This is a genomic window from Candidatus Dormiibacterota bacterium (assembly GCA_035635555.1).
Taxonomy (GTDB): Bacteria; Acidobacteriota; Polarisedimenticolia; order Gp22-AA2; family Gp22-AA2; genus Gp22-AA3.
This window is the reverse complement of sequence record DASQAT010000046.1, coordinates 89,344-107,970: the sequence shown is the minus strand read 5'-3', so window position 1 is coordinate 107,970 and position 18,627 is coordinate 89,344. Positions and strand designations below refer to the sequence as shown.

General features: G+C 64.9%; 14 protein-coding genes. All 14 read right to left on the bottom strand.

Going from position 1 to position 18,627, the window contains the following annotated elements:
• Positions 1-23: 23 nt before the first annotated feature.
• The 14 genes from VEW47_13145 to VEW47_13080 all read right to left on the bottom strand — a co-directional run bounded on the left by VEW47_13145 (position 24) and on the right by VEW47_13080 (position 18,625).
• Positions 24-752 (bottom strand): class I SAM-dependent methyltransferase, encoded by a 729-nt coding sequence (locus VEW47_13145; protein ID HYS06132.1) that lies wholly within the window; start codon positions 750-752, stop codon positions 24-26.
• A 19-nt stretch (positions 753-771) separates the two neighbouring features.
• Entirely contained in the window at positions 772-2,925 is a 2,154-nt protein-coding gene (locus VEW47_13140; GenBank protein HYS06131.1) for a polysaccharide biosynthesis tyrosine autokinase, read from the bottom strand.
• 56 nt (positions 2,926-2,981) lie between these two features.
• Positions 2,982-4,160 carry a polysaccharide biosynthesis/export family protein gene (locus tag VEW47_13135; protein ID HYS06130.1) on the bottom strand — a complete coding sequence of 393 codons (1,179 nt, stop codon included), beginning with the start codon at positions 4,158-4,160 and terminating at the stop codon, positions 2,982-2,984.
• Positions 4,157-5,527 carry a hypothetical protein gene (locus VEW47_13130; GenBank protein HYS06129.1) on the bottom strand — a complete coding sequence of 457 codons (1,371 nt, stop codon included), beginning with the start codon at positions 5,525-5,527 and terminating at the stop codon, positions 4,157-4,159. Before VEW47_13130 ends, VEW47_13135 begins: the two co-directional genes overlap by 4 nt.
• Before the next feature lie 35 nt (positions 5,528-5,562).
• A complete protein-coding gene (locus tag VEW47_13125) occupies positions 5,563-7,440 on the bottom strand; it encodes a nucleoside-diphosphate sugar epimerase/dehydratase (GenBank protein ID HYS06128.1) in 1,878 nt (625 codons plus the stop codon).
• Positions 7,441-7,654: 214 nt separating this feature from the next.
• Complete coding sequence (locus VEW47_13120; GenBank protein HYS06127.1) at positions 7,655-8,290, bottom strand: sugar transferase; 636 nt, start codon at positions 8,288-8,290, stop codon at positions 7,655-7,657.
• Positions 8,287-9,453: a DegT/DnrJ/EryC1/StrS family aminotransferase gene (locus VEW47_13115; GenBank protein ID HYS06126.1), complete on the bottom strand. Its 1,167-nt coding sequence runs from the start codon at positions 9,451-9,453 to the stop codon at positions 8,287-8,289. The genes VEW47_13120 and VEW47_13115 overlap by 4 nt, the downstream gene beginning before the upstream one ends.
• Positions 9,450-10,901, bottom strand: coding sequence for a hypothetical protein (locus VEW47_13110; GenBank protein HYS06125.1), 1,452 nt, complete (start codon positions 10,899-10,901; stop codon positions 9,450-9,452). Before VEW47_13110 ends, VEW47_13115 begins: the two co-directional genes overlap by 4 nt.
• On the bottom strand, positions 10,898-11,953 hold the full coding sequence (locus tag VEW47_13105; protein HYS06124.1) for a glycosyltransferase family 2 protein: 1,056 nt from the start codon (positions 11,951-11,953) through the stop codon (positions 10,898-10,900). Before VEW47_13105 ends, VEW47_13110 begins: the two co-directional genes overlap by 4 nt.
• Complete coding sequence (locus VEW47_13100; protein HYS06123.1) at positions 11,938-13,095, bottom strand: CapA family protein; 1,158 nt, start codon at positions 13,093-13,095, stop codon at positions 11,938-11,940. The genes VEW47_13105 and VEW47_13100 overlap by 16 nt, the downstream gene beginning before the upstream one ends.
• Positions 13,096-13,101: 6 nt before the next feature.
• Complete coding sequence (locus VEW47_13095) at positions 13,102-14,298, bottom strand: glycosyltransferase (protein HYS06122.1); 1,197 nt, start codon at positions 14,296-14,298, stop codon at positions 13,102-13,104.
• Complete coding sequence (locus VEW47_13090; protein ID HYS06121.1) at positions 14,271-15,695, bottom strand: O-antigen ligase family protein; 1,425 nt, start codon at positions 15,693-15,695, stop codon at positions 14,271-14,273. The genes VEW47_13095 and VEW47_13090 overlap by 28 nt, the downstream gene beginning before the upstream one ends.
• The gene (locus VEW47_13085) at positions 15,692-16,966 is read right to left on the bottom strand and encodes a tetratricopeptide repeat protein (protein ID HYS06120.1); all 1,275 of its coding nucleotides are present in this window, start codon (positions 16,964-16,966) and stop codon (positions 15,692-15,694) included. Before VEW47_13085 ends, VEW47_13090 begins: the two co-directional genes overlap by 4 nt.
• A 66-nt stretch (positions 16,967-17,032) precedes the next feature.
• Positions 17,033-18,625, bottom strand: coding sequence for an O-antigen ligase family protein (locus VEW47_13080; GenBank protein HYS06119.1), 1,593 nt, complete (start codon positions 18,623-18,625; stop codon positions 17,033-17,035).
• Positions 18,626-18,627 lie beyond the last annotated feature (2 nt).

Genomic DNA, 18,627 nt, shown 5'->3' with positions numbered 1-18,627 from the left:
CCGTCCCCTCGACCGATCCCCCTTCACACCTTCCGTACGACAACGAGAAGATGCGAGCGGAGCGGGGGAATCCTCTCGATGGCGCGCCACACCGCGCGGGGAAGGAATCGGACAAGGCGAATGAGCTGGGGGATCGGCGTCGTGCTGTGGACGCGGACCTGGCATCCCGGGAAGGCTGCGCCGATCTCGGCGGACGACACGGGACACGTGTTCCTGTTCCAGGGGTTCGGGTAACGCGTGTCGTAGGATACGAACAACCCGCCGCGCGCGAGAACCCGCCCGACCTCGCGGAGAATCCGAGTCCTCCGGTCCCGGTCAAGGACGCTCGACAGCATGGTCGACTGGTAGACGACGTCGAACGAATCGTCGCGCAACGGGAGGAGCGCACCATCCGCCTGCACTGCAGCCAGCCAGGGGTGGGACCTCCTGGCTATGGGGGGGTATTCCCGAAGGAGGTCGAGGGCGACGATACGCTCGGGACGAAGCCCGAGATGCCTGAATCGGTCGCAATCTCCCCCACTACCGGCACCCAGATCAAGGAGGCGCGTCATGGAAGTGTCCACGCCCTCTGCGCCCAGCACGCGGCCGATCTCTTCCCACTTCCGTTCGAGGATGAAACGGGCGGTATCGTCGCTCCAGATTTTTCCGTAATAGGGATCTGAGGAATAGGCGCTGTAGACGCGCTCTATCCGGCTGCGCTCCGCCCGCTGTTCCTCGACGGGGTGCGGCCGGTGGTCGCGGGCGTGATCCATCGGGTGCCCTGCGGCAGGCTCACCCGACGATACGGGTGACCTTGTCTTCCGAGTCGGGATCCGTCACGGCGGCGATGGGCGGCGACGTCCTGCGCTTCCTGCTCTTTTTGGTGGAGGAGGACTCGCCATAGTAGTAGTAGCCGACGTAGTAGTAATCCTTATAGTGCGAGCGATCGAGATCGATGCTGTTGAGCACCGCGCCGATCACGTTGGGATTGATCTTCCGGACGTTCATCACGCACCGCCGGATCAATTCCTTGTCGTTCTCGTTGTGCCGGATGACAAAGGCCACCATATCGGCCAGCGACGCGAGGATCATGGAGTCGGCGAGAGAGACGACAGGCGGAGAGTCGATGAACACCCAATCGAACTCGGCGCGCAGCTCCTTGAGGAGACTCACGAACCGCTCGTGACCGAAGACGTCGGCAGGGTTCGGCGGAATCGGCCCGCAGGTCAAGGCAAACAGGTTCGACTGGTCCGTGCTCTTGACGTAGGTGCGCCAATCATCCCCCTGCGTCGACAGGATGTAGTTGGTCACGCCGCCGTCCCTGCTGAGATTGAGGCGCGTGTGGATCGCCGGGCGCCGAAGATCGCAGTCCACGATGATCACCTTTTCGCCCGCCGTGGCCAGCGTCCGGGCCACGTTGACGGCCGTGCAGCTCTTGCCCTCCTGTGGGCCGGCGCTGGTGATCAGCACCGTGTTGGCGCCACGGTGCTTCCGCGAGAAGAGAAGGCTCGTCCGCAGGGTCTGGTAGGCCTCCTTGACGGCGGAGTGCGTGCCCTCCGCCTGCTTGGGAACGATCGCAAGAAGGTTCAGCCTCAGATACTGCTCCACGTCCTCGGCCGTCCTCACGGTGTTGTCCATGTAGTCCAGGAAGAAAACCATTCCCACACCCAGAAAAAGCCCGAGAAGCAGACCGACGGTCAGGTTGAGGACGGTGCGTGGCCGGACTGGCACCTTCGGGACGGGCGCCTTGTCCAGGATTCTCAGGTTGTTGCTCATGAGACTCGAGCTCAGGTCGATCTCCTTGACCCGGGTGCTGATCAGGTCATAGATGCGCTTGGTCTCCGTCGCCTCCCCTCGGACCATCTCGTAGCTCGAGGCCTTGCGATTGACCTGGAGACTCTCGGACCGCGTTTCATCAATTGCCCTGACCAGTTTCGTCTCGCGGTCCTTGAGAAGATCGTACTGTGACCTCAGGCCCATGATGATCCGGTCGACCTCCGACGCTATCTTCTGGGTTGTTTCTTCGATCTCCTTCTGTTTCTCCTGGACGCGGATGTGCTTGTCCTTGTAGGTCACCAGGAGGCGCTCATACTCCCTCTCCAGGCCGACCTTCGACGCGTACAGCTCCCGGACGACGGGATCCCCGCTGATCTGAGGAATGCTCTCGTACGCCCCCCCGCTCTGATGGTTCGAGTCGATCTGCTTGAGCAGCCCCTCGATTTCCCCTCGCTTGACCTGGGTCTCCGTGAGCTCACTCTGCAGCGTCGACAGGCGGTCGTTGGTGATCTTCTGCTGATTCTCCGGAACGTACAGATTGGCCTTCTCGGCGAACTCGAAGCTCGTGCGCTGGCTGTCTTCCAGTTTCTCCTTCAGAGGGGCAATCTCGCTCAGGAGCGCCTTCACCGACTTCGAGGTCACCTCCACGGCCTGGTCCAGGTTGCGATCGACATAGGCCTCGGAGATCGTGTTCACCCACGTCGCCACTTCTTCCGGGTTGAGTCCCTCCATGCTGACCTGAACGATGCCCGTGTCCTTCACCGGCGCGACCAGGATCATCTGCGTGAACTCCCCGATCGGGTCGGTGCTCTCCTTGAACAAGGGGTGGTTGTAAAGATCGAGACGATCGAAAACCCGCCGGGCGATGTCGCGGCTCTTGATGATTTCGTACTGAGTGTTGAAGTAACGCTCCTCTGCGAACCAGCCGTATTGCGCCATCCCTGTCTCCGCGGCCTCGGCAACCGGAGAGACCTTGCGCGACTGGGGCGTGATCTCGACCGTAGCCTGGGCCCGGTACGACGGTTTCTGCGTGAAGGTGCCGATGGCCACGAGCGTGAACACCACCACGAAAATGCTCAGGATGGTCCAGCGGCCGCGCCAGATGGTCCGCCAGTAATCGAGGAGATGGACTTCCCGCTTTTCTTCGACGGGGGTGAGGCTGTCAGGCATGACGTAATCCTATCACCAAAGCCGCGGTTTGCAAGGACTTTGTGAGATCTCCCCTGCTAGAAAATGCGGCGAGGTACGATAATGGTATCGTTCGGACGGATCGGCGGGTCTTCCTTCTTCCCGTCTTCGATCGCCTTCACGTTGACCCTGGACTTCGACTGGACCCCGCTGCCGCCCGCCCGCAGAACGTCCACCTGCTTTCGGTTGGCGAACTGCGTGAACCCGCCCGCGAGGCTGATCGCCTTCAGGACCGTCATTCCGCTCTCGAGAAGATAGGCGCCCGGTTTGTTCACTTCACCACGGATGTAGAAGACCTCCTTCTCTCCGACAGCCAGGATGTCCCCATGCTGGAGGAGAATGTTGGAGTCCTGGTTGTTCTGGCTGAGCAGGCGATCGCGGTCCACGACAATCTGTCGAGGTGCGCCGTCTTCGCTCTGGCGTGTGATCAGGATCTGCGACCCGGCCTCCTTCGAGGCCCCGCCGGCCTCCGCCAGGACGTCGATCACTCGCATGTTCCGCCTCAGGACATACTTCCCGGGAGTCCGGACTTCGCCGATGATCGTCACCCACTGGCTCTGGTATTCCCGGACGTCGACGCTCACCTGGGGATCGACGAGGTAGTCCTTCCCCAGGATCCGCGTGACCTCGCCGTCGATCTCCGCCACGGTCTTGCCGGCGACGCGCAGGTCTCCGATCAGGGGGTAGTTGATCGACCCGTCGGCACGTACCTCCACCACCTTGGAGAGATCCTCGTGGCCAAATACGTTGATCTCGAGCTTGTCACCCACCCCGACACGGTACTCAGTCATCTCCAGGGGACTCGAGCGCGCGAATCGAAGGATCAGCCCGTGTTCCGACTGTTCGATGCGCGCCAGGAATCCCCGCTCGATCGCGAGCCTGACCCGCACACCGGACGCGCCGCTCGCTCCTCTCTCGATGACGGCCTCAGGGACGACGGCATTCTTGAGGTCGAGACGATCCGGGAGGCGCGTGCCCGTGCCCGCCAGCTCGATGACGAGGTCCCTCGTCCCGGGAGCCGGAACCGTGCACGAAAACGCCGGGAGCGGACCGGCGATCTGGACCTGGAGAACCCCCCCGTCGTCGGCCTCCTTGAAGCTCACGCCTTCGAGCGTCGTTGCAACCGGCTGGCCCTGCCCAAAAACCGGGCCGGAAGGCCCGGTGGCAAAGTGCACCAGCACCACGAGACCCATGAGGACGAGCTGTCGCAGTCTCACTGCCACCCCGCTTCAAGCCGGAAGAGGACGCGGTTGACGCTGTAATCGAAGGGATCGATGGTCTCTCCGGAAACGACCTGTTCGACGTTCGACCTGCGCCGATCGGAATTATAGCCGATGAAAACCCGCAGGGTCCGGGAGATCTGCCAGCCGGCGCCGATTTCGGCATGGTACACGTGATCGCGTCGTCGCCGGCCCACCGACGGCTGAAGCGACTCATAGACGTCGATCCTCCCGTCGGCATTCAGATCCTGACTGGGCGGCGTCTCCGGGGTGACCGATATGTCCAGCTTGTCCGCATAGTGGTTGTTGGTGTAGGCGATCGAGGAGTCCCAGAAGACGTTATGCCCGATCTGGTGCGTCAGGTGGAGCCTCAGCTCCGTATCGACGTAGTAGTTGTTGTTGACATAAAAGGACTGGTACGCCTGGTGTCCGGCCGTCATTGCGAGCACCGTGGCGTCGCCGAGCTGCCAGGTGGCATTCGCGTCGAAGACAGGCCCCGCGAAATTGCTCCTGGACCCGCCCGTGAAATCGATCACCTTGTATCCCGCGTTGAGAGACGTCACGACTTCCTGGTTGAGGGACCGGCGCAAGCCGACGCCCGCGGTGCGGGCGCCGTAGGAGACTTTTCCGAAAAGCACCTGCTCGCGCTGCTGATGAGTGTCGTCGAAGGAGTAGAAGGCGTAGAGCAGGCTCGGCAGGCTGACGGTGTGCTGAAAACGCAGCTCGACCTGCTTCCTGCTGTAGCCCAGGAACGAAGCCGACTTGCTGTCGTCGAACGTGACCGCCGTGTACACGGGCAGGAACGAGATGCCGTTCCGGGCGCCCATGTTGAGCGTCAATTCCCCCTCCGTCGTAGAGGATCGGAACGGGGTCGTCCCGAAGACTGCCTCACCTCCGCGGTCCACTTCCTGCAACTCCACGGTGCCCAGGACGAGGTGATCCGAGGCACGCATGCTGAACACAGGACCAAGATGCGTCGCCTCGAAATCGAAGAAATGGCTGATGCGCTGCGCCTGATCGAAGCTCTTGCTGGTGTAATCCCGGTAGACCGGTGAGTAGACCCAGCGGACGCGATTCGCCCTGAACGGCAGGTCCATCAGGATGCGGGGGCGGATAATCCTCACGCCCGACTTGATGATTTGATCGCCGGGCAGCTCCCGGCTCTCGTAGAAGATATTGTCGTCGTCCGTGTATTCGAACGCGACCGAAGGATAGAGCACGAAGTGCCCCACGTTCAGCCCCTCGCTCGTGGTGCGGAAGACCTGCGCGCGCGCGATACCGGCGGAGAGCACCCAGACCACCAGCGTGAGGCCGAAAGCGACTCTGGACCCGGAGATTGCACCGGTGCTACGGGCGGTGCGCATGAAGGCCGGACGCGGAGATACGATTTCAGGGACTCCTACGCCTGCGCATCGAGACGCCTCTTCGGAAAGAGATCAACGACCTTCTGGTCGGCCGTCGCCCCGGGGCGCGTGGCTGGCAAATCCGGGACGTAATCGAGCACCAGCCGTCTCAGGGCGGAGATGACCTCCTCCGCCCCGCCCTCCAGGGCGGCCTCCTCCAGGGTCTCGTAATGGCGCCAATCCTCCGCTCCCAGGGGCTCGACTCCGGTCAGCACCATGATCTTGTCGTTGGATGTCGGGAGGGCCTCCTCGGAGTCGTTCTTCAGCTCCTCGTGCAGCTTTTCTCCGGGGCGCAGGCCGGTGAAGACGATCTTGATGTCCTCCTCAGGCCTCAGGCCCGAAAGCTCGATCATGTTCCTCGCCATGTCCACGATTCGCACCGGTTGTCCCATCTGCAGCAGGAAGGTTTCGTTCTCTTCTCCCATCGCCCCGGCCATCAGGACGAGCTGCACCGCCTCGGGGATCGTCATGAAATAGCGCGACGCCTCCGGATGGGTGACCGTGACCGGCCCTCCGGCTGCGATCTGCCTGCGAAACGTCGGGATGACCGATCCGTCGCTGCCCAGGACGTTGCCGAACCGCACCGAGATGAACCGGGTGCGCTCCCCCCCGAGGCTTTTGATCAGCCGCTCGCCCAGGCGTTTTGTCGCTCCCATGACGCTGGTGGGCCGAACCGCCTTGTCTGTCGAGATGTAGACGAATCGTTCCACCCCGTGTTCGAGCGCGGACAGCGCCAGGCCGCGCGTCGCCAGGACATTGTTCTTCACCGCCTCCGCGGCATTGTGCTCCATGAGCGGCACGTGCTTGAAGGCGGCGGCGTGGAAAAGCACGTGGGGAAGAGCGTGTGCGAAGAGCCGGTCGATCTTCTTGCGATCCAGGACATCTCCCACGATCGCCAGGAGGTTGAGCAGAGGGTGCGCCTCGCGCAGCTCCGCTTCGAGATAGAACAGGTTGTTCTCGTTGCGGTCCAGGACGATCAGCTGCTCCGGCTCGTAAGTGGCGATCTGCCGGGCCAGCTCCCGGCCGATCGACCCCGCCGCTCCCGTGACGACCACCCTCTTTCCGCTCAGGCTCCGGCGGAGCGACTGGTTGTCCAGGCTGACCACCTCCCGTCCCAGAAGGTCCTCCATGTCCACCAGGCGGATCTGGCTCACGCGGGCGGCACCGCGCTGCAGCTCGCCCCGTGTCGGGACCGTCCGGAAATGCGCGCCTGTCCGCCGGCAGACCTCGAAGATCTCCCGCATCGCGGTCCCCGTCACCCCAGGGATGGCGATAATCACCTGCCGCGCGCCGAATTCCTCGATGATTTTCTCCAAGGAGCGGGTGTTCCCCAGGACCGGCACGCCGTGAATCTTGATGCCCCTCTTCTCCAGGTCGTCATCGATGAAACCGATGGGGTTGTAGTCCAGATGGGGCGTCTTCTTCAGCTCTCGGAGGAGCGACTCCCCCGTGTCGCCGGCGCCGATGATCAGCGTCCTGCTGCCGGGGCTGCGCCGGCGGGCGGAGAAGAACTCGAAGTGGAAGCGCGGCGCGAGCCGCAGCGTTCCCGTGAACATCAGGAGCAGCACCGTGTTGATGATCACGACCGCCCGCGAGAGTCCGGTGAATCCGAGGGCGTAGAACAGGACGATGAGCCCCACGGTCCTGTAGGTCACGGCGCGCACCAGGCGCAGGAGGTCGTCCAGGCTCGTGTACTTCCAGTAGCTCTGGTACAAACCCACGGTGAAGAACACGACGGGTGTGAGGATGACGTCGATCAGGAGGAGCTCGGTGGCCCGGAAGGCCGGCTCTGTGATGCTGGACCACCTGAAGTCGAAACGGAGGGCAAGAGCAAGGATATTGGCGAGCAGGACGGCAAGAACATCGCCCGCCACGAAGAGGATCCTGGTTCTGTGCCGGTTCAGCTGCATTCGCTTGATGCGCCACGCCGGGAACGGCGTATGCGACGCGGCACGTTTACCCGCCTTCCCTGTTTCTCGGAATGAACCCTATATACCGTCGTATCAACGCATTGTCAACAAGAACCCGCGCGCGGCAGGGGTTATTCGCGGAGCGTCTGCTTCGTACACTTTGGTAAGGGGGGGACGGTCAGGAGGAAGCCGGCCAGAGGACGATGCGGATCGTCTTCAGCACCAAAGCGAGGTCGTAGGCCACGCTCGCCCGGTCGATGTACTCCAGGTTCATCCGCAGTTTTTTCGGGAGAACTGTCTCGAGGTAGAACGTCTCCCGTTGTCTCTCCGGAACGGAGCCGATGAGCGCCTCTTCGTCCCGGAACAGCACGCTGGCCGGGTCGGTGAGACCCGGCCGCACCTCCAGGACCCGTCGCTGCTCGATCGTGTAGAGCGCCACGTAGCGGGGCACCTCGGGGCGGGGCCCGACCAGGGACATCCCTCCCCGGAGGACATTCCACAGCTGAGGCAATTCGTCCAGCTTGGCGGCACGCAGGAAGCGACCCGGCCGCGTGACGCGCGGATCCCCCCTCCCGGTGAGGGGCAGACCGGCTGCCGCGGCGCGGTGCATGGTCCTGAATTTGACCAGCCGGAACGGACGCCCGTCCATCCCGACGCGCTCCTGCGTGAACAGCACGGGCCGCCCGGACGCCAGGAGGACGACGATGGAGACGATCAGGAATACAGGCGCAAGGACGATCAGGGCAGCGACGGAAATCGCGACATCGAAGACCCTCTTGACCGGCCCCCGGCAGTAGGCGCGCCCCAGGGTCATCTACGGTAGCGGCGAGCCAGGTCCAGGAGCGTTCCCGCGACGCGGTCCTGGGCCGCCCGGGTCAGTCCCGGATACAGGGGGAGCGAGAGCGCCCGGGCGGATTCGCGCTCCGTGTGCGGAAAATTCCCCCTGCGGAATCCGAAGGTCGCGCGGTAGAAGGAATGGAGGTGGAGGGGCAGGAAGTGCACGCTCGTCGCGATGCCCCGCTCCTTGAGGAGTTCAATGAGCTGGTCGCGACCGATCCGGAGGACGCCCGGGCGCAGGCGGAGGATGTACAGGTGCCAGGCGTGCACCACGCCACGCGGCTCGGGCGGAGGATCGAACGCATCGACACCTGCGAGCAGGGCGGTGTATCGGCGCGCCAGACGGCGACGCCTCGCCTGCATGGCCGGAAACTTGGCGGCCTGGGCCAGCCCGAGACCGGCCGCAAGGTCGGTCATGTTGTACTTGAACCCCATTTCGACGACGTCATATTTCCAGGATCCGGCGCGCGTGTAGCGCTTCCAGGCATCGTGAGTCAGACCGTGGAGGCTCAGGCGCCGGACGCGTTGCGCCGCCTCGGCGTCGTCCGTCGTGACCATCCCCCCCTCCCCCGTCGTCAGGTTCTTCGTCGCGTAGAAGCTGAAGCAGGTCAGGTCCGAGAGGGACCCGATGGGACGGCCGTCCACCCACGAGCCGAGCGCGTGGGCGGCGTCGTCCACGACCTTCAGTCGCTTCCGTCGCGCGAGACCCAGGAGCGAACGCATGTCGCACGGCAGTCCCGCTATGTGCACGGGGACGAGGGCCCGCGTCCTGCGGGTCACCGCGCGCGCCGCCGCTTCGGGGTCGATGTTCAGCGTACGAGGATCGATGTCGGCAAGAACCGGGCGGGCGCCGAGGTACAGGATGGCCTCCCCCGTGGCGGCGAACGTGTACGGGCTGGTAATCACCTCGTCGCCGCGCCCGACGCCGGCGGCGGCGAGGGAGAGGTGCAGGGCGGCGGTGCACGAGTTGAGGGCGACCGCGTGGCGCGCGCGCACCATCCGGCGGATCCGCTCCTCGAAACGCCCGACCCTGGGCCCGGTCGTGAGCCATCCCGATCGGATCGCACCGCTGGCCTGGGCGATCTCTCGAGCGTCGGTCCAGGGCTTGTAGAACGGTATGTGATTCCTTCTCACCGTCACCTGCTGCTCTCTCCCGTCCCTGCGTCGAACAGATTCCCGGTCCGGCCCCGGCTGAAGTCCAGCGGGATCTTCGAGACGACCCAGCGGTACTTGCCCGATCTCCCGGGAGGGATGTCGTCCACGATCTCGACGCGGATGCGCATGTCCGGCCCCACGCGTCGCTGCATCTCGCGCAGCAGGTGCCGCGTGTCCTCTTCGCCGTACCCCGTCCGCGGGACGATTCGGATCAGCAGCCGGTCGATCGCCTCCTGGACGATCTGGCTCTTCTCGACCCGCGCCAGCGGCTTGAACGGGTGCGTGAGAGTGGACGAGGATATCAGACGGCCGTCAGGGGCGATCACGATGTCCTCGGCCTTGGTGGTCACCGGGTCGAGGAGGGGCAGCCCGCGACCGCAGGGACAACGCTCAGTCCGCAGGGCGGACACGTCCCCGATCTCGTAGCGCAACAGCGGCATCGCACGGTTGACCAGACCGCTTCCCAGCAGACGGCCGTGACACCCCGCCGGCACGGGCTCCCCGCGCTCGTCGACGACCTCCGCGATGCCGATTTCGGCGCTCAGATGGCCGCCGGTGCCCCGGCCGCATTCCCCCGCGAACAGCACCGCCTCGGACATCCCGTAATAATCCAGGACCTTCGTCTGGAACACCCTCTCCATCAGGTCGCGCTGGATCGGCAGAAGCGTCTCCGAGGACGTGACCACGTGCTCGAGCGGGAGGGCCTCTCCCCGGTCCTCGAGGAAGCGGGCCAGGATGTACCCCGTGGATGGGTAGCATTCCAGCGCCCGGATTTTGAACCCCCGCATGGCGTCCACATAGGCGCCGATGTTGTCCGCTTTGAGATGGAAGGAGGAGAACAGGATCTGGTTCCAGGGGCGGTTCCATCTCCAGAACGGCGGCCCCGACTGACGGAGAGGCACCACCACCCGGCCGAGCAGGGTCGCGTACCGAGCCCCGAAGCGGAAGCCCGACCAGGAACGGTGGCGCCAGAGAAGGGCGTTCCATAGAACGTCCGTGTCCCGATCCCAGAGGACGGTGAACGAGGCCCCGGTGGTGCCCGACGTGGGCGATTCCTTCAAGTCTCCGGCCTTCACTCCCCGCGCAAGGAAGGCGGCCGGATCCCGGCGGATGGTGTCCTTGCTGATGATCGGCAGCTTGTGGAGGTCACGCCGCGTCGTCACGTCCGCCGGACGCAGTCCTCGATCCTCCATGACCTTGCGATAGAAGGGGACGGTCTCGTAGCAATGGGCGACCAGCCCGGCCAGCGCTTGATCCTGATGGGCGCCGAGATCCTCCGGGCCCCACCACTGCGAGCGCTCGAAGAGCGCCATCCAGCTGTCGAACGCGCGGTTGAATCGCTGGCGTCGGACGCGGCGCCCGTACAAGGAGACGTACAGGTTCTGAAACGGGATCGGGCTGCGCCCGTAAATCGTCTCCAGCCAGGGGTTCACGCCGAGGCGTCACCGCCCGTCACGGGGCTCGACCGGCGGGCGGCCGGCTCGCGCCACCTCCCGCAAAACCTCGCCACGCCTGCGAGGAAGCCGACCCCATAGGACAGGTGGAGAATGGCATAGATCATCGCGAGATGCGCCAGCAGCGACCCGCCCGCGCGCCTCGCCGAGGCGATCGACGCAAGGAGGTTGGCGGCGGCGTACGACGCGGGTACCGCCGCCCAGAGGAATACGGCGCGCGGCACGAGACAGGCGGCGATGACCGATCCGACCAGCGCGGCCGCGAACGCCGGCGGAACGAGATGCCGCAGGCGGACCTGGCGTGGATGCTTCTGAATGACGCGCACCTTCCAGTATCCGTACTGGAAATACTGGCGCCACAGCGAACGGGAATTCCCCCGCACCGTGTAGGACGACTGGATGCGAGGGCTGAGCAGGATACGACCCCCGCGATCGAGAAGGCGATAATTCAGCTCGTCGTCCTGGTCGCGCACCATCTCTTCGTCGAACAGGCCCGCACGATCGAGCGCCGCACGCCGCCAGGCTCCCATGTAGACCGTGTCGACCCACTCCTCCTTGTCCGAGTAATGGAATCGGGCTCCGCCGACCCCGAACCGCGAGCTCGTCGCCGCGGCCACCGCGCGCCCGAACCGGCCTTCCCCCCCGGCCCGCATCGGACCGCCTACGTTGTCCGCCCCGGTGCGGCGCAGCGCGTCGACGCACTCCGAGACGTAATCGCGGGCGACGAGCGTGTGACCGTCCACGCGGATGATGATAACGCCCTTCGCCTCGCGGATGGCCAGGTTCAACCCCGTGGGGACGATGCGCGAAGGATTGTCGATCAACTTGAGGTTGGCGTGGTGCTTCATCATCTCCCGCACAGCCTCCCGGGTCGCGTCTTCAGATCGACCATCCGCGACGATGACCTCCATGAAATCGGAGGGGTAGTCCTGGTCGAGGACCGCCCCGAGGCTGCGCCCTATGAACGCCGCCTCGTTGCGGACAGGCACGACGACCGTGACGAAGATCGGTTCCTTCAGAGACGCTTCCACAGCGTCTCCAGTCTCCCGACGGCATAGCGGGCCAGCATGGCCAGGTGGTGCGGCCGCGTCTTCGCGAGGTTCGTCCCGAGCTCCCGCCAGTCGCGATTTCTGAGGTGGACCACGAGCCAGTCCAGGGTGTGGCCCGTGTTGAGCTCCGCCCGCTGGCGCCAGAACCCCGAGCGATACGCTCCCGACTCGATCTCCAGCGCGATTCTCTCGTTCCTGTCGATGATGCGCCGCGCGTGCTCGTCCGGGGCGACGACGACCCTCAGGTCGGGTGTCATCACGATCGGCACGGCCGCCACCGCGACGACTCCGCGCCGATCCAGGTCGATCAGGAAGACGGCCGACTCGATCTGCAGCTCCGGGACCGGCTCGACCCTGGTCTCGCCCTCGGTGATGTCCGCGATGAAGTTGCCGAGGTTGAAGATCGCCAGGCGCCCGTCCCGGACCTGATAACCCTGCAGGACATGGGCGTGGTGCATCAGGACGACATGGGCCCCTTCGGCGAGCAGCCTGTCGGCAGCCGCCTTGAACTCCGGGCTGGGATAGTCGAGCCACATGTAGCCGATATGGATGGACACGACGAGGATGTCCACCGAACCCTTGAGATCCCGCACCTCCCGGACCGCGAGATCCTCGTCCCATTCGACAAAGCCCGGCCGGGACGGATCCTTCTGGGTCTGCAGCGTGCGTCCGAACCCGAGAAAACCGACCCGCAGCCCGTGGCGATTCACGATCACCGGACGGCACGCGGCCGCCTGGTTTTCACCCGCGCCGAGCACCGCGATGCCGCACTCGGAAACCACACGGGCACATTGCTGCAGACTGTCCGGACCGTATTCGAGGATGTGGTTGTTCGCGAGCGAAAGCACGTTGAATCCCGCCGTGGCCAGGGTCTGCGCAAACGCCGGGTGCGCCCGGAACATCGTTCTTTTGACCGGAGGATCGCACAACGGAGTCTCGAGGTTTCCGAAGACGATGTCCCCCGAGCGCAGGATCGGCGCGACGTCATCGAACAGATGCACCGGGCCGCGATCCGGAGGGTGACGGCGGCTGACCTCCCCCGAGAGCATCAGATCCCCCACGGCGACCAGCCGGCAGGTGGCGCCCGCGGCTGGATCGGGGCGGCTGTACAGTGTGGCCTGCATGGAGGTCTACCTCGCCTCGGCCAGATCGGTCGGCAGGCGGCGCCCGCGCCGGCGTGTCCGGGCAGACTCGAGGAGTCGCAGAAAGAGATTCTGCACCTGGGACACGAGACGCTCGACAGAGTAGCCGTGCGAGATCCTCAGCACGCCCGCCCGCCCCATCGCTGCGCGTCGTTCCGGATTGCCGGCCAGTTCAAGGACGCGCGCGGCGAGAGCCTGCGCATCATCCCGTGGAACCAGGTATCCCGTCACGCCGTGCTCGACCAGCTCGCGGCAGCCCCCGACGTCGGTGCACACGCACGGCAGTCCGGCCGCCATCGCCTCCATGACCGTGTTGGGCAGCCCTTCGCTCTTCGACGTGAGAACGAACAGATCGAAGCCGGGGAGGAAGGAACGGGCGTCCTTCTTGAGTCCCAGCAATGTGAAGCGATCCGCAACACCGCAGTCACGGATGGCGGTGCGTACCGCCTCCTCGTCAGGGCCCCCTCCCACGATGCAGAAACGCAGCGGCACCGGCCCCTCTGCGCAAAATGACGCGGCCCTCGCCAACATCGCAAGGTTCTTGATTGCCGCCATCCTGGCTATGGTGCCCACGACTATTTCGTCTTCACCCGCTCCGATCATGCGCCGGGCCGCCTGACGCTCCACCGGGCTGGCCAGGGGCGGGATCACGACGGCGCTGCGGATGGTGAACACCTTGTTCCTTGGGAGACCGACGCGATCCACCAGATCCAGTCGAATGGCCTCGGAGTTGCAAATGACGGCTTCGGTGAATCGGATCAGCGTCCGCTCGACGAAAGCCATGAACCACGACATATAGATCCCGCGCTCGCCGGTCACGAGGATCGGCACACCGGCCACGAGACCGGCGAGCCGCGCGTAGGCGTTCCCTTCGTAATTGAACGAGTAGACCAGGTGCGGATGGATCGTCTTGAACGCACGCCGCATCGCCAGGAAACGCCTCCAGTCCAGACGACCGCGGCGTCGCAATTCTACCACCTTCACGTTCGCCTGCCTGAGAGCCGTCGCCCATTCGCCTCCGCTCGCCATCGAAACCACGGTGACGTCGAAGGGACCGCGGACGAGACCCGAGGCGAGCAGGTAGACCTGCCTCTCCAGCCCGCCGATCGCGAGCTGCCCCACCACCAGGCAGACCCTGGGGCGCTCCCCGCGCTCGCCTACTGCCGGGGTCGCGCCAGGGCCCATGGGGCCAAGCCTTCCATCGGCGCGGTGGGTGACACCTCCGCCGCCTTCGCTCGCTTGTCGATGACGGCCCGCTCCGCCATCCGCTCCAGCGCGACCGCCAGTCCGAAGAACATCCACAGGCTTTTGATCCCATAGACGTCACCCGTAAGACCCGCCACGAGGAATGTGAGAAGGCTGACTTCCGCGACGATCGCGTGCATCTCAAGGTCCGATCGCGCCGTCGCCCTTCCGAGCCGCATGCATCGCCGCGCGCTGCGGAGCGCGAAGCCGAAGAGGAGCAAGAACAGCACCCCCCCGGGCAGTCCGTTTTCGGCCGTCACACCGACGAAGGCGTTGTGGCTCGCCAGATTCTGATAGACCCACTCCTTGCCTCTGGCATAGCGCGGAAAGGCCTTCACGAAGTTCCCCGGCCCCACGCCGAACACCGGCCGATCCTCGATCATGCGCAACGCGGCACGCCAGATCTTCACCCGGGCACCGAATGTGCCCCGTTCCCTGCTGATGGCGGGAACAATGCTCTGGGCCCTCTCCCAGAAGGCGTCCGGCAGCAGGTAGGTGAGCAGGCAGATCATTCCCATCGATACCGCGAGCAGGAGGAATCCTCCCTTCCTTGCCAACCTGTACCAGACGACCAGGAGGGTCAGAGCCAGCGAAATAAGACCGCCGCGCGAGAACGTCAATCCGATGCCGAGAAAGAGCACGGGCAGCGCCGTGAGGAGGACCGTGCGGCCCGCGCCTGATCTCGTCCCCTGGTGCAGGAGATAGGCGCAGACAATGGCGACATTGATGTAGGTTGCGAGGAGATTCCTGTTGACGAGCAGTCCGCTGGCGGCGGGGGTCATGCCGAGGTAGTACATCACCAGGGCCACGACCGTGCTGATCGTCGTCGCGATCGCGAAGCTCCAGTACACGCCCCGGATCCGGGCCGGCGTATTCACCACGGAGCTGAACATGAACATCGTGAGGGCATATTGAGCGTACTGGAAGGTGCGGTTCAGCGCCACCCGGGTGTCGATCGCGTAGACCACGGAGACGCTGGACCAGACCAGGAAGAGGAGAAGAATGGCAGCAAATCCGTCGAACACGAGGCCGGTCCTTCTCCGCATGGCGACGTTCACCAGCCAGCTGAGGAGAATGACCAGCCCGACAGTTTTCATCGGCGAGATCGCTTCCGTCGAACCGACAGCGTTCTCCACGAAAAGGGTCAGGATGAGGACGTGCAGGCCGAGGTACGGCCGCAATGACATGATCCCGATGCCGATCCCCGCGAGGGTCAGTCCGAGGACGACTTCCGGCGCGAGGTGCCATTGGATCAGGGCGAGGCCCAGGAAGACGAAATAACCGATCGCCGCCAGGAAAAGGACCGGCCTGCCCGGGGCGGTGCCGACCGGGCTCAACGGGTCTCCAGTCCGAGCGTGACGCACTGCTCCTTGTAGCGGGTCTCTGCGGGGCTCAGCACCCGGAGCCGGCTGCAGGCCTCGGTTGCAGGCCGAAGGTCGCGGTGGCGTGTATAGAAGGTCAGGAGCGCGGCCCATGCCTCGCTGCTGTCCGGATTGACGTTGGCGCCGGCCACGAACTGTCTTTCAGCCTCCCGGATCTGCCCGGATTTCTCCAGAGCGTCACCCAGAAGAAGGAAATACCACAGACCCCGGGCGTCCTTCTCGCGCGCGCTCCGGAACTGATCGATAGCGGCCGGCAGGTCTCCCAGCGCCGTGTACGAGAGCCCCATGTGCACGTTCGGCGTCGGATTGTCCGGCTGGATCCGGCTGGCCTCCTCGAGGTGCCGGAGGGCCTCGTCATAGTCTCCGAGTGTGTAGGCGGCGAGCCCAAGGCCATACTGGGCCTCGAACAGGTCCGGGGCCAGGGACACCGCCCGCTTCAGGAAGTCCAGGGAGCGCTGGGTCTGGCCGTTGCGCCACAGGAAGTCCCCAGCGGCGCTCTCGACCGTAGCGCGTGGGATCATCGAGTCCTGCAGCCGCGAATCCTCGACCCCGCCAATCGCCGCCTCCAGAAGCTCCGGGGCAAGGTCGGGACGGCCCAGGAACGAGTGCTCCGAGAGCACGGGGAGCGAGGCGACGGACCGCCGGCAGTAGACCGCGGCCCGGCTGACGCTCCCCAGCTCCAGGAATTTCTCTGTCAGCAGGTCCTGGTAGATGTAGTTGGTGGGCTCCAGCCGGGCCGCCGTTTCGAGCGCGGCGAGGCCCAGCCTTTCCTCGGGGAGCAGGATGTCCAGCGGGTCTTCCGTGAGCATCGAGAGGTCGAGGGATGTGTTCTGCCGGTGCAGACGGGCCTCGTGGAAGTAGACATCCGAGGCCAGCGACCATTCGTAGGCCTTGTAGGGGGTCTCCCGGATGCGGCGGGCCACGAAGTCGAGCCCGGCGCGGACCGCGTCCTCTGAGGGTAACGCCGTGCGGATGCGTACACCCGCCCAAGTCTGATCCAGGCCGAAGAGGAGCAGCTCGGCCAGGTCATTCTCGAGGGTCTCTCGTTCGCCCCCGAGGGATAGCGCCCTGCGATAAAACGTCCAGGCACCTGTATGGTCGTTCCTGAAGAAGGCGCGCTCCCCGCGCAGGCGCAGGATGCCCGCCGCGCACTGGCGAGCGAAGTACGCGCTCTCCGCCGCGAACACGACGAAAAAACCGAGGAGCAGAAACACTTTGCGGGCCAAGGAGATCACACCCTCGTCACGGGGTCAGGCCCAGGAATATACGACGCCACCGGTGGCCCGGCAATCTCATTCCGACCAGGGCCCTTCGATCGCCCGGACCCTGAGCATGTCCTGTGCTACCGTGGGCGAGGGAACGTGAAGCGCGACGAGAAGCCCCGCCAGAAGCGCGCACAGAAAGCCGTTCGCCCCGATCTGGAGACCGAAATCGACGATGGAATGAAGAGCGATGCTCATGAGAGCCACCGCGATGCCGACGCGGAAAACGTCGATGGGGTGTCTGAAGTCCCGCAACGCCGGCCACCAGAAGCGCAGGACGAATACCGCAACCCCCGCGAGAAAGAGCAGGCCGCCGACAATCCCCGTCTCCCACACGAGCTGCAGGTAGTCGTTGTGCGCCTTGTCCCATCGCTTTCCGGAGCCCGCCGGCGTGAGAGGCGCGAAGCTGTCCTCAAAAGTCCCCAGGCCGGACCCCACCCAGGCATACGCCGGCAACTCTCGAACGACACGTTTCCAGAGGATCGCCCGTAGTTGAAAGGAGGCCTCTCCGGTGAGGTTCCCGTAGGTGCTCAGCTGCTTCTTGACCGTCTCCGCACCAATGAAGGAGATCAGGGACACCACGACAAGTGGCAGCGCCAGGGCCATGGACCACCGCAGGCTCTTCGAGGTCACGCGACGGCACAGCAGGGCCAGGAGCACCGCTCCGCTGATGAAGGCGGCAAGGATTCCACCGCGCGAGAGCGAGAAGAACAGGGACACGATCAGGATCACGCCTGCGAAGAGCGCCAGCGACACCTTGCCGAGGCGTCCACGCTCCTCGCCGAGTGTGTCCAGGAGCGCAGAACCCGAGGTGCTCCCTGTCGACGAAGAGCGCGCGGACACCGATGGGCGGCGTCTTCGGTCGACCAGCCAGAAGACCAGGCTCAGGGCCACGGGGATCGCCATCTCGACATAGCCGGCAAAATGATCGTGGTTCACGAACGGGCCGAAGGTCGAGGGATAGGTCGCGGACACCGCCGGGACCTTGCGAACCCAGTATATCTTGCCGTTCCAGGTCAGCAGCTGTACCAATCCGAACAACGAGACCAGGAACGCGACGATGACCACCCAGCGCAGGATCGAGACGGCCCTCTCTTCGTCGGCCCACGCCGCCACCAGGAAGAACAGCGCCACCAGAGTCACGAGCTGCAGGGTGCGTCGCTCGGTTCGGCCCGGGTTCACGCTGATCGGTCGTTGCTCGCTCGCGCGGGTCTGGAGGAGCGGGTCGCCGGGCCGCTGTCTCACGGTCTCGGTCTTTTCCTCGGTGCGCTCCCACGATCCGAAGTCGATGCTCTCGTACATGCGCGCGGAACCTGGAGAGACGATCCGTAGCCATCGGATCGGGAGGGGCACGGTCTGCAGGATGCACAAGACGACGAACAGCCCGATCGACATCGACACGCCAAGAAGCCGCGGGCGAGCCGCATTCGAAGAGGTCGCCGTGTCATCGCGTCCCGGAAAAACACGCGACAGAAGATAGATGAGAAGCAGCGATACGACACCCCACTCCATGATGGCGATTGACCACGGCTCCACGGTGCCGTAGGCCAGAGGAGTGAAGACGATGAGCCCCATGAGGCCCCCGCGAATGATCCGGTCGCAGGTTCTATGGACGATCGACACGT